This window comes from Pseudomonas fitomaticsae, from assembly GCF_021018765.1.
Classification (GTDB): Bacteria; Pseudomonadota; Gammaproteobacteria; order Pseudomonadales; family Pseudomonadaceae; genus Aquipseudomonas; species Aquipseudomonas fitomaticsae.
Genome location: NZ_CP075567.1, coordinates 6,269,636 through 6,282,164, shown reverse-complemented (window position 1 = coordinate 6,282,164; position 12,529 = coordinate 6,269,636). Strand labels below are relative to the sequence as shown.

At 64.2% G+C, this 12,529-nt stretch carries 9 protein-coding genes; all 9 read left to right on the top strand.

The window, feature by feature from the left end:
• The first annotated feature begins 1 nt into the window (after nt 1).
• The 9 genes from KJY40_RS28520 (at nt 2) to mdcH (ending at nt 12,519) form a co-directional block, all read left to right on the top strand.
• A complete protein-coding gene (locus KJY40_RS28520; RefSeq protein WP_230734004.1) occupies nt 2–5,917 on the top strand; it encodes an Hpt domain-containing protein in 5,916 nt (1,971 codons plus the stop codon).
• The gene (locus KJY40_RS28515; RefSeq protein ID WP_230734002.1) at nt 5,910–6,380 is read left to right on the top strand and encodes a chemotaxis protein CheW; all 471 of its coding nucleotides are present in this window, start codon (nt 5,910–5,912) and stop codon (nt 6,378–6,380) included. Before KJY40_RS28520 ends, KJY40_RS28515 begins: the two co-directional genes overlap by 8 nt.
• A gap of 140 nt (nt 6,381–6,520) precedes the next feature.
• Entirely contained in the window at nt 6,521–8,191 is a 1,671-nt protein-coding gene (mdcA, locus tag KJY40_RS28510; RefSeq protein WP_085689631.1) for a malonate decarboxylase subunit alpha, read from the top strand.
• On the top strand, nt 8,191–9,063 hold the full coding sequence (locus tag KJY40_RS28505) for a triphosphoribosyl-dephospho-CoA synthase (RefSeq protein WP_230734000.1): 873 nt from the start codon (nt 8,191–8,193) through the stop codon (nt 9,061–9,063). The genes mdcA and KJY40_RS28505 overlap by 1 nt, the downstream gene beginning before the upstream one ends.
• Entirely contained in the window at nt 9,063–9,362 is a 300-nt protein-coding gene (locus tag KJY40_RS28500) for a malonate decarboxylase subunit delta (RefSeq protein ID WP_230733999.1), read from the top strand. Before KJY40_RS28505 ends, KJY40_RS28500 begins: the two co-directional genes overlap by 1 nt.
• Nucleotides 9,355–10,206 carry a biotin-independent malonate decarboxylase subunit beta gene (locus KJY40_RS28495; protein ID WP_230733998.1) on the top strand — a complete coding sequence of 284 codons (852 nt, stop codon included), beginning with the start codon at nt 9,355–9,357 and terminating at the stop codon, nt 10,204–10,206. Before KJY40_RS28500 ends, KJY40_RS28495 begins: the two co-directional genes overlap by 8 nt.
• On the top strand, nt 10,203–10,988 hold the full coding sequence (gene mdcE, locus KJY40_RS28490) for a biotin-independent malonate decarboxylase subunit gamma (RefSeq protein WP_230733997.1): 786 nt from the start codon (nt 10,203–10,205) through the stop codon (nt 10,986–10,988). The genes KJY40_RS28495 and mdcE overlap by 4 nt, the downstream gene beginning before the upstream one ends.
• Nucleotides 10,982–11,602 carry a malonate decarboxylase holo-ACP synthase gene (locus tag KJY40_RS28485; RefSeq protein WP_230733996.1) on the top strand — a complete coding sequence of 207 codons (621 nt, stop codon included), beginning with the start codon at nt 10,982–10,984 and terminating at the stop codon, nt 11,600–11,602. Before mdcE ends, KJY40_RS28485 begins: the two co-directional genes overlap by 7 nt.
• Nucleotides 11,599–12,519: a malonate decarboxylase subunit epsilon gene (gene mdcH / locus KJY40_RS28480; RefSeq protein WP_230733995.1), complete on the top strand. Its 921-nt coding sequence runs from the start codon at nt 11,599–11,601 to the stop codon at nt 12,517–12,519. The genes KJY40_RS28485 and mdcH overlap by 4 nt, the downstream gene beginning before the upstream one ends.
• Nucleotides 12,520–12,529: the final 10 nt, after the last annotated feature.

Genomic DNA, 12,529 nt, shown 5'->3' with positions numbered 1-12,529 from the left:
TATGGGTGACCGGCACGACTACGTGGCCCTCGAATGGGTCAAGGGTGAAATAGCCGAGACGCTGAGGCAGGCGCATCAGGCCATTGAAGCGGTGCTCGACGATCCGCAGTCGGTGCCCGGGCTGGACGAATGCCTGGCCTGCATCCATCAGGTGCACGGCAGTCTGCAAATGGTCGAGTTCTACGGTGCGGCGCTGCTGGCCGAAGAGATGGAACACCTGGTCGAAGCGTTGCAGAACGACCGCGTCAGCCATCGTGACGAAGCGCTGCACTTGCTGTTGCAGGCGCTGGGTCAGTTGCCGATCTACCTCGACCGCGTGCAGGGCGCCCGCCGTGACCTGCCGCTGGTGGTGCTGCCGCTGATCAACGACTTGCGCAGCGCCCGGGGCGAAAGCCTGTTGTCGGAGACCAGCCTGTTCAGCCCGCAGTTGCCCGAACTGGCGCCTTTGGGCGAGGAAACCCTGGCTCTGTTGGAGCCGGCGGAGTTGCCGAACGTGCTGCGCAAATTGCGCCAGATGCTGCAAATGGCGCTGGTCGGATTGCTCCGCGAGCAGGACGACCAGACGCATCTCGCTTATCTGGCCAAGGTCTTTACCCGGCTTGAAGCACTCAGCGGTAACTCGCCGCTGAGCCCGTTGTGGCAGGTCGCTTCGGCGCTGGTCGAGGGCATGCGCGAAGGGCGGATCGCCAACAGCCCGGCCCTGCGCAGTCTGTTCAAGGATGCCGACAAGGAACTCAAGCGCCTGCTCGAACAGGGCATGCCCGGCCTCAACCAGCCGCCACCGCCTGATCTGCTGAAAAGCCTGCTGTTTTATATCGCCAAAGCCGAACATCCCACCGGGCAGATGCTGACCATGAAAGATCGCTACTCCCTGGACGACGCGCTGCCCGACAGCGCGATGGTCGACGAAGAACGCGCCCGCCTGGCCGGCCCTGACCGCGATGCCATGCGCTCGGTGCTCGCGGCGCTGTGCGAAGAACTGGTGCGGGTCAAGGAACGCCTCGACCTGTTCGTGCGCAGCGACCGTCAGCACGCCTCGGACCTGGACAGCCTGCTCGCGCCGCTACGGCAGATCGCCGACACCCTGGCGGTGCTCGGTTTCGGCCAGCCGCGCAAGGTGATCATCGATCAACTGGCGGTGGTGCTCAGCCTCGCACAGGGTCAGCGCGAACCGAACGACGCCACGCTGATGGACGTCGCCGGCGCCTTGCTCTACGTCGAAGCGACGCTGGCCGGGATGGTTGGCACCGTCGAGCCGGAGAGTCCGGAAGACTCACGGCTGCCGACCACCGACCTGACGCAGATCCATCAGATCGTGATCAAGGAAGCGCGCATTTGCCTGCAACAGGCCAAGGACATGATCGTCGACTACATCGACGCCGACTGGGATCGCCAGCAACTGCAAAGCCTGCCGGCATTGCTGACCCAGGTGCGCGGCGCACTGGCGATGATTCCGCTGGCGCGTGCGGCAAGCCTGCTCGAAGCCTGCAACGGATTTATCCGCGAGCATCTGTTGCTCGACCCTCACGAGCCGGGCTGGCAGCAACTCGACAGCCTCGCCGACGCCATCACCAGCCTTGAGTATTACCTCGAACGCTTGACCGACGACCCGCAGGCACCCAGCGAACATTTGCTGGATATCGCGCAGAAAAGCCTCGCCAGTCTCGGCTTCTTTCCTGACGAACAGCCCGGCGAGCCGCATGTGCCGGTGCTCGACGATGTGCTCAGCCCCAGCGAAGCGCTGGTGATGCAGGATTTGCAGGCGCTGGACGACCCGCAGATCGTGCAATCCTTGGCCGAAGTGCTGGCCAGCCCGGTCTCGGCGGTCAACCCGCCGGCGCTGACCACACCGGGCAGTCTGCTGCCGCCACCGGCCGACGAAGAACCGGTGGATGACGAGCTGCGCGAAGTGTTCCTCGAAGAGACCGGGGAAGTGCTTGAGGTGCTGAGTGAATACTTGCCGCGCTGGTCTGCCGCGCCCGATGACCGCGCCGCCCTGAGTGAATTGCGCCGCGCTTTTCACACCCTCAAGGGCAGCGGACGGATGGTGCGCGCGCTGGTCCTCGGCGAGCTGGCCTGGGCGGTGGAAAACCTGCTCAACCGGGTGCTGGAAAACAGCGTCGAACCCGGCCCGGCGGTGCGCCAGTTGCTGGCCGATACCCTGCTGCTGTTGCCGGACCTGATCGCCGAATTCGCCACCAACGACCAGCGTCAGCGCCACGATGTCGATCAACTGGCGGCCCGCGCCCATGCGCTGGCCAAGGGCGACACACCGCTGCCGGCCGAAGACGTGGAAGACGTCGCGGCCCTCGACCCGCTGTTGCTGGAGATTTTCCGCAACGAAGCCGAAACCCACCTCGCCAGCCTCAACCGTTTTCTCGATCAGGCCGCCGAGCATGTGCCGTTGCAGGCCAGCGACGAGTTGCAGCGAGCGCTGCACACCCTCAAGGGCAGCGCCTCGATGGCGGGGGTTTCACCGATTGCCGAACTGGCGGCACCACTCGACAAACTGGCCCGGGAATTCAAGGCCCATCAGCTGGCGCTGGACCTCGACGAAGTGGAACTGCTGCTCGAAGCCGAGGGTCTGTTCCGCGTCGGTCTGCGTCAGCTCAAACACGATCCGTTGGCGCCGATTGTCGGCGCGCAGTCGCTGATCAAACGCACCGAAACCCTGCTCGGCGAGCGCCTGGAATCGATCCTCAACGCCCCGAGCAGCGCTCTGCGGGTCAAGCGCGACCCGCAACTGATCAACAACTTCCTGGCCCAGGGCATGGACATCCTGCTCGACGCCGAAAACCTCTTGCAGCGCTGGCAGCAGCACCCCGGCGAACGTCAGGAACTTAGCGCGTTACTGGATGAGCTGACCACGTTGGGCGAAGGCGCGCACCTGGCGGATCTGCTGCCGGTGGATGTGCTGTGTGAAGCCTTGCTCGATCTGTACGGCGCGGTCGAAGAAAGCAGCCTGGCGGTCAGCGAGCGGTTTTTCCATGAAGCGCAGCAAGCCCACGAAGCGCTGATCAACATGCTCGACGAACTGGCGGCCGGCCAGGAAATCACCCCGCAACCGCAACGCATCCGCGCCTTGCACGAACTGCTCGACGAGAGCCTCGATCCGTCGGCGATGGGCCTGATCCGCAGCGACGGCAGCCGTACCCTGAGCATTCGCGAACTGGGTAGCACCACCGCCGAACTGCAACAACACAGCGTCGACAGCGGGCCGGATGACGAGATCGTCGAGATCTTCCTCGAAGAGGCAGTCGACATTCTCGACAGCGCCGGCCAAGCCTTGCAGCGCTGGCTGAAGGATCCGGAAAACGGCGCACCGCTGTCGTCGCTGCAACGGGATTTGCACACGCTCAAGGGCGGGGCGCGGATGGCCGAAGTGGCGGCGGTCGGTGATCTGGCCCATGAGCTGGAAGGTCTTTATGATGGGCTGGTGGATCGTCGTTACAGCCACAGCGAAGCCCTCGACCGATTGCTGCGTCAAAGCCACGAGCGTCTGGCACAGTTCCTCGAACAGTTGCACCGGCACCAGCCGCTGGATCCGGCGCAGGACCTGATCGAGGCGATCCGCCGCTTCCGTCAGGGCTCTTCCGCCAATCCTGAAACGCCGCCAGCCACAGTCCCTCAGGACGGCCCCGGACACGATCCGGAGCTGCTGGAAATCTTCCTCGAAGAAGGTTTCGACATCATCGAAAACTCCGGCGCCGCGCTGTTGCGCTGGCAGGCCGAGCCCGGCAATCGCCAGGAAGTGGAAACCCTGCTGCGCGACCTGCACACCCTCAAGGGCGGCGCGCGGATGGTGGAAATCGGCCCGATCGGCGATCTCGCCCATGAGTTGGAATACCTTTACGAAAGCCTGTCCGCCGGCACCCTGCAAGGCAGCGCCGAACTGTTCGCGCTGTTGCAGCGCGGCCATGACCGCTTGGCGCAAATGCTCGATGCGGTGCGCGCCGGCCAGCCGTGCCCACCGGCAGACCGGCTGATCAGCGCGATCCAGAATTTCAGCCATCCGGTGGTTGTGCCAACTCCGGCGCCCGTGCCGCCGATGGCGGTCAAGGTCGAGCCGGCAGCTCCGGCGCCCGAAGCCGGGGCGGACATGGTCAAGGTCTCCGCCGAGCTGCTGGATGAACTGGTCAACCTCGCCGGCGAAACCTCGATTTTCCGTGGGCGAATCGAACAGCAAGTCAGCGATGCGCAGACCGCCCTGCACGAGATGGAAACCACCATCGAGCGGATGCGCGACCAGTTGCGCCGGCTCGACACCGAAACCCAGGGCCGGATCCTCAGCCGTCAGCAAGTGGATGCCGAACGCCTCGGCTACGAAGATTTCGACCCGCTGGAAATGGACCGCCATTCGCAATTGCAGCAGTTGTCACGGGCGCTGTTCGAGTCTGCCTCCGACTTGCTGGATCTGAAGGAAACCCTCGACCGGCGCACCCACGACGCCGAGAACCTGTTGCAGCAGCAGGGCCGGATCAACACCGAGTTGCAGGAAGGCCTGATGCGCACGCGCATGGTGCCGTTCGAACGCATGTTGCCGCGTTTGAAACGCATCGTCCGGCAGGTCGCCGAGGAGCTGGGCAAGGACGTCGCGTTCAGCGTTGGCAACGCCGAAGGCGAGATGGACCGCAACGTTCTCGAACGCATGGCTGCACCGCTTGAGCACATGCTGCGCAATGCCGTCGACCATGGTCTGGAGTCCGCCGAAGTCCGGCTGGCGGCGGGCAAACCGGCGCAAGGGCAGATCAGCCTCGACCTGTCCCGCGAGGGCGGCGACATCGTGTTCGACATCCGCGACGATGGCGCCGGTGTGCCGCTGGACGCCGTGCGGCGCAAGGCGATCAAGCGCGGTCTGCTGGCGCCGGACGCCGACATCAGCGACCGCGAGGTGTTGCAGTTCATCCTCCAGCCAGGTTTTTCCACGGCCGAGAAAATCACCCAGATTTCCGGGCGCGGTGTGGGCATGGACGTGGTGCACGAGGAAGTCCGGCAACTGGGCGGCACCATGAGCATCGACTCGGTGCCGGGGCAGGGCGTGCACTTTCGCATTCGCCTGCCGTTCACCGTGTCGGTCAACCGTGCGCTGATGGTGCAGTGCGGTGAGGACCAGTACGCGATTCCGCTGAACACCATCGACGGCATCGTCCGCGTGCTGCCGAATGAACTGGACGGGCATTTCCGTCTCGATCCGCCGAGTTATCAGTACGGCGGCCAGCGTTATGAACTGTGCTACCTGGGCGAGCTGCTGAAAACCGCGCCCCGGCCGAAACTGTCCGGCCAGAGCCTGCCGGTACCGGTCTTGCTAGTGCAGTGCAACGACCGGCACATCGCGGTGCAGGTCGACACGATGGCCGGCACCCGCGAGATCGTGGTCAAGAGCCTTGGCCCGCAGTTCGCGTCGGTGCAGGGCGTGTCCGGGGCGACGATCCTCGGCGATGGCCGGGTGGTGCTGATTCTTGACCTGCTGGCGCCGATCCGCGCGATGCAGGCGCGGTTGCCGCAGCGTCCGGCCAGTCACGAAATCGAAAGCGAACCGCAGAAGCCGTTGCTGGTGATGGTGGTCGATGATTCGGTCACGGTGCGCAAGGTCACCAGCCGTCTGCTCGAACGCCACGGCATGAACGTGCTGACCGCCAAGGACGGGGTCGATGCGATGCTGCTGCTGGAAGAACACATGCCGGACCTGATGCTGCTCGACATCGAGATGCCGCGCATGGACGGCTTCGAAGTGGCGACCCAAGTGCGTCACGACGAACGCCTGCAACACCTGCCGATCATCATGATCACCTCGCGCACCGGTCAGAAACACCGCGACCGCGCGATGGCCATCGGCGTCAACGACTACCTCGGCAAGCCGTACCAGGAATCGGTGCTGCTCGAAAGCATCGCCCTGTGGAGCAAAAAACATGCATGAACGGCGTCACAACCAACGCTCCAGCCAACTCACCGGGCTGCTGCTGCCGCTGGCGGATCGCAACCTGATCCTGCCCAACGTCGCCGTCGCCGAGCTGATCGACTACCAGTCGAGCGCCTTCGATCTCGATACGCCGCCGTGGTATCTCGGTCGGGTAACCTGGCGCGAGCGGCAGATTCCGCTGCTGAGTTTCGAGTCGGCGTGCGGCAACAAGATCGTCATCGGCGAGCGGGCGCGGATCGTCATCCTCAATGCCCTCGGTGGGCGGCCGGAATTGAAGTTCATCGCGCTGCTGGTGCAGGGGATTCCGCGCTCGTACAAGCTCGACAGTCAGTTGAGCTATGTCGACGTGCCGTTGTGTGCGCTGGAGCAGGCGGCGGTGCAGGTCGGGGAGCAGGTGGCGAAGGTGCCGGATTTGTTGGCGCTGGAGACGCTTTTGGTGGATGCAGGACTGACTCACTGATCCACAATTTTTATTGTTTTCACTGGCCTCATCGCTGGCATTCATTACGCTGACCGTAATGATTCACTGCTGCGGTTGATTGATGCCCCGCGATCACGCTCCTAAGGTAGCTCCACGACAGCGAACCCCGTGGAGTGAGCATGACAACAACAATATCCCCCGATTCGCGCTGGACGCGGCGGCGTGACGAGAAGCAGCGGCGCCTCGACAAGGTGCGCGGGCTGGCCGACGGTGCGGTGTTGCCCACCGACAGGATCGTCGCGGCGCTTGAGGCGCTGATCCTGCCCGGCGACCGTGTGGTGCTGGAGGGCAACAACCAGAAGCAGGCGGATTTCCTCTCGCGCGCTCTGGCCAAGGCCGATCCTGAAAAGCTCCACGACCTGCACATGATCATGCCCAGCGTCGGTCGCTCCGAGCATCTGGACCTGTTCGAACGCGGCATCGCCCGCAAGCTCGATTTCTCCTTCGCCGGCACCCAGAGCCTGCGCATCAGCCAGTTGCTCGAAGACGGTCTGCTGGAAGTCGGCGCGATCCACACCTACATCGAACTCTACGCCCGGCTGGTGGTGGACCTGATTCCCAACGTCGTGCTCTCGGCCGGGTTCATGGCCGACCGTGCCGGCAACATCTACACCGGCCCGAGCACTGAAGACACTCCGGCGCTGATCGAGCCGGCAGCGTTCAGCGACGGCATCGTCATCGTCCAGGTCAACCAACTGGTGGACGACGTCAGCGAACTGCCCCGGGTGGATATTCCGGCATCGTGGGTCGACTTCGTGGTGGTGGCGGACAAGCCGTTCTACATTGAGCCGCTGTTCACCCGCGACCCTCGGCACATCAAGCCTGTACACGTGCTGATGGCGATGATGGCGATCCGCGGGATCTACGAAAAACACAACGTGCAGTCGCTGAACCACGGCATCGGTTTCAACACCGCCGCCATCGAACTGATCCTGCCGACCTACGGTGAATCCCTCGGCCTCAAGGGCAAGATCTGCCGCAACTGGACGCTCAATCCGCACCCGACCCTGATCCCGGCCATCGAAAGCGGCTGGGTCGAAAGCGTGCACTGCTTCGGCACCGAACTGGGCATGGAGAACTACATCGCCGCCCGGCCCGATGTGTTCTTCACCGGGCGCGACGGTTCGCTGCGATCCAACCGGATGTTCTGCCAATTGGCCGGGCAATACGCGGTGGACCTGTTCATCGGCGCAACCCTGCAAGTCGATGGCGACGGCCATTCCTCCACCGTGACCCGTGGCCGTCTCGCCGGATTCGGTGGCGCACCGAACATGGGGCACGACCCGCGCGGTCGTCGTCATGGCACTCCGGCGTGGCTCGACATGCGTCATGACGATTCGCAGCAACCGATGCTCGAACGCGGCAAGAAACTCGTGGTGCAGATGGTCGAGACCTTCCAGGAGGGCGGCAAACCGACCTTCGTCGAAACCCTCGACGCGGTAGAGGTGGCGAAGAAAAGCGGGATGCCGCTGGCGCCGATCATGATCTACGGCGACGACGTTACACACCTGCTGACCGAAGAAGGCATCGCCTACCTGTACAAGGCGCGTTCGCTGGAAGAGCGTCAGGCGATGATCGCTGCGGTGGCCGGCGTCACCGCCATCGGCCTGCGGCACAACCCGAAAGACACCGAACGCATGCGCCGCGAAGGCCTGATCGCCTTGCCCGAAGACCTCGGCATCCGTCGTACCGACGCCACCCGCGAATTGCTCGCGGCGAAAAGCGTGGCCGATCTGGTCGAGTGGTCCGGCGGCCTCTACAACCCGCCCGCCAAGTTCAGGAGCTGGTAATGCACGCACTCAACCTGCAACCCAAAATCATCACCCTCGCGGAACGGCTGGCGGATCTGGCCGTGGACGCGCTGATCGATGAAGCCGACCTGTCGCCGAAACCGGCGCTGGTCGACCGTCGCGGCAACGGTGCACACACCGATCTGCACCTCGGATTGATGCACGCCTCGGCGCTGGCGTTGTGGCCGGCGTTCAAGGAAATGGCCGAAGCCGCGCTTGAGTTCGGCGAGATCGGCTTGACGCTGCGCGAAGCCATTGGCCGTATCGGCCGGGAAGGCGAGCAAGCGATGCTCGTCACCACCAACGGCGTGAACACCCATCGCGGTGCGATCTGGGCGCTGGGCCTGCTGATCACGGCTGCTGCGCTGGATACCAAGTCCACCAACGCTGGTGCCGTCACGCTGCGCGCTGCGCGTCTGGCGTTGCTCGATGATCGTTATGCGCCGCGTCCGCTGAGCCACGGCGCCCAGGTCGCCCAACGCTACGGCGCTCGCGGTGCCCGGGAAGAAGCGCAGCTCGGCTTCCCGTCGGTGGTGCAACGTGGTCTGCCGCAGCTCAAACGCAGCCGCGTCGCCGGCCACGGCGAACAGAACGCCCGGCTCGATGCCTTGCTCGCAATCATGACCGACCTCGCCGACACCTGCGTCCTCTATCGCGCTGGCGAACCGGGCCTGCACGCCATGCAGCACGGCGCGCAGGCAGTGCTCGACGCCGGTGGCAGCGCCAGCCTCACCGGTCGCCGTCGCCTGCACGAACTGGATCAACAACTCATCGCATTGAATGCCTCGCCCGGTGGCGCCGCCGACTTGCTCGCCGCCAGCCTGCTGCTCGACCGGATCGAGCGCGACGGCATCCTTCAGGGAGCGTTTTGATGGAAACCTTATCCTTTGAATTCCCCGCCGGGCAGCCGCCGCGCGGTCGGGCGCTGGTCGGTTGTGTCGGTTCGGGCGATCTGGAAGTGCTGATCGAACCGGGCCTGGCCGGCAAGTTGACGATCAATGTGCAAACCTCAGTCAATGGCGCCGAGCAGCGCTGGCAGCATCTGTTTGCGCGGATGTTCGACGGCACCACACCGCTGGCGATGGCCATCGATATCCACGACTTCGGCGCGACCCCGGGCGTGGTGCGCCTGCGTCTGGAACAAGGCTTCGAGGAGATCGGCCATGACTGATACCTCGGCACTTTTGCACAAACAAAGCTTCGTCGAACTCGGTGCCCGGCAGCGGGCGAAAGCCTTGCTCGACGCCGGTACCTTCCGCGAATTGCTCGACCCGTTTCAACGCGTCATGTCGCCGTGGCTGGAACGTCAGGGCGTGGTGCCACAGGCCGATGACGGCGTGGTGATCGCCAAGGGCAACCTCGACGGTTTGCCGGTGGTGATCGCGGCGATTGAAGGCGCGTTTCAGGGCGGCAGCCTCGGTGAAGTCGGCGGCGCGAAAATCGCCGGCGCGCTGGAACTGGCCGCCGAAGACAACCGCAAAGGCATCCCGACCCGCGCCATCCTGCTGCTGGAAACCGGCGGCGTGCGCTTGCAGGAAGCCAACCTCGGGCTGGCGGCGATTGCCGACATCCACGCAGCGATTGTCGATCTGCAGCGGTACCAACCGGTGGTCGGCGTGGTGGCCGGTAGTGTCGGTTGCTTTGGCGGGATGTCGATTGCCGCGGCGCTGTGCAGCTATTTGCTGGTGACCCAGGAAGCACGCCTCGGCCTGAACGGCCCGCAGGTGATCGAGCAGGAAGCCGGGATCGAGGAATACGATTCCCGCGACCGGCCCTTCATCTGGAGTCTGACCGGTGGCGAGCAACGTTTCGCCAGTGGCCTGGTGGATCGCTATGTCGCCGATGACGTGGCGCAGATTCGCCAGCAGGTCGGCGAGTTGCTGCAACAAGGCTTGCCGGCGCAACCGCGCAGTCAGCGGGCCGAATGGTTCCTGCAACGCCTGACGAGCCTGGACACTGGCAAGCAAATCGAGCCTTCGGTGGTTCGCGATCTGTATCAAGGAGAGCGCTCATGAGTGGATATTCCGTGCGCGGTTTGAACTGGTTCAACGCCTTGAGCTCGGGTGCGAATGCCGTTGAAGGTTTGCCGCCATCGTTGAAGGTCGCCGACGGCCCACTTGGGCGCTTTATCGCGGTGGTTGCCGATCCGGAAAACCGTTTCCCTCGCGCTCGCAACGGCGAAGTCGGTTTGCTCGAAGGCTGGGGTCTGGCCAAGGCTGTGGATGACGCGATCTCCGCTGACCGTGAAAAAACGCAAAAGCGTCCCTTGATCGCCATCGTCGATGTGCCGAGCCAGGCCTATGGTCGCCGTGAAGAAGCCCTCGGCATTCATCAGGCCCTGGCCGGTGCGGCGGATGCTTATGCCCGCGCCCGTCTGGCCGGGCATCCGGTGATTGCACTGCTGGTGGGCAAGGCCATGTCCGGGGCGTTCCTCGCTCACGGTTATCAGGCCAATCGCTTGATCGCCCTGCGTGATCCGGGGGTGATGGTGCATGCGATGGGCAAGGCTTCGGCGGCGCGGGTGACCTTGCGCAGCGTCGAAGAACTGGAAGCCCTGGCGTCCAGCGTGCCGCCGATGGCCTATGACATCGACAGCTACGCCAGCCTCGGATTGCTCTGGGAAACCCTGTCGGTGCAGCAGATCGAGCAGCCGACGGCGGAGGATCTGGCGCGGGTCGGCGAATGCCTGAAGCAAGCCATCGGCGATATTGGCGCGACTGATTTGAGCAATCGTCTCGGCGCGAAAAATCGCGAAGCCTCCAGCCGCGTTCGTGAATTGCTGAGGGTGCAGTGGTGAATACGCCTCTGGCCCACGACCTGCTGTGGGGCATGACACCGGCGCAGTTGCCGGCGGATGCGCCGCAGTGGGCGATTGATTCGCTGGCGGCCGGGCAACCGGTGGTGGTGCGGCGGGCGTTGAGTGAAGACGGGTTCGTGGCGGTGGGCGTGCGCGGTCGGTTGCGCGAGCAGCGGTTGGCGGCGTTCATGGCGATCGATTCGATTGCCTGTCGGGTCAGCCCGGAAGCGCTTTGTCAGGTCGAGAGCGCGCGTGATCTGCCGGTCATGCAGGCGCTGCGGCAACTGCGGCCGGTGCTCGATGATTGCGGTTGGATCTGGGGTGTCAGTGGCAGTGTCGGGTTTGAGCTGGCCAGTGGATTTACGGCAATGCACGAGCGCAGCGATCTCGACTTGATTCTGCGTACACCGCAACTCATAACCCGTAACCAGGCGCGCAAACTGGTGGCGCATTTTGATCAGGCGATCTGCCGGGTCGACCTGCAATTGCAGACGCCGTTTGGTGCCGTCGCCCTGCGCGAATGGGCCGGAAACGCTTCGCGGGTGCTGCTGAAAAATGCCCATGAAGCTTGTCTGGTGTCTGATCCGTGGAACCCGCAGGAGCAGGCAGCGTGAGCAGTCTGCTGGTGTTTCCCGGTCAGGGCGCGCAGCAGCCCGGCATGCTCCAGCGTTTGCCTCGGGAAACGCTGATCGAGGCCAGCGATAGCCTCGGTGAGGATGTCTTGCGGCTGGATTCCAGCGAAGCGTTGCGCAGTACCCGGGCGGTTCAGCTCTGTCTGCTGATCGCCGGAGTTGCAGCCTCGCGGCAATTATTGCAGGACGGACTCACCGCAGATTACGTCGCCGGTCTGTCCATCGGTGCCTACCCGGCAGCGGTGGTTGCCGGCGCGTTGAGCTTCAGCGATGCGTTGCATCTGGTCAGCCTGCGTGGCGAGTTGATGCAGCAGGCTTATCCACAGGGCTTCGGCATGACCGCGATCATCGGTCTGCAATTATCCACAGTCGAAACGCTGCTGGCGCAGGTGCACGGCGCAGAAACACCGGTGTACCTGGCCAACATCAACGCCGACAACCAGGTGGTGATTGCCGGCAGTGACAAGGCGATGCAAGCGGTCGCCGAGCTGGCGCGCAGTCGTGGCGCCGGGCTGGCAAAACGTCTGGCGGTCAGCGTGCCGTCGCACTGCCCGTTGCTGGACGAGCCCGCGCAAACCCTCGCCGAAGCGTTCAAAAGGGTTGAACTGAAAACACCGAAAATCGCTTACCTGAGCGGCAGTCGCGCAAGGCCTGTGACCCAGGTAGAAGCACTGCGCGACGATCTCGCCTTCAACATGTGCCGCGTGGTGGACTGGCGCGGCACCGTGCAAAGCGCTTACGAGCGCGGCGTGCGACTACAGATCGAACTGCCGCCCGGTGCGGTGCTGACCGGGCTGGCGCGCCGGGTGTTCGAACAGGGGACCGTCACTGCCTTCGACAGTGCCCGGCTCGACACCTTGCAGGCGCTGTTGCGTGAAGAGGAGGGCCGACGACCCTAAATCACCGACT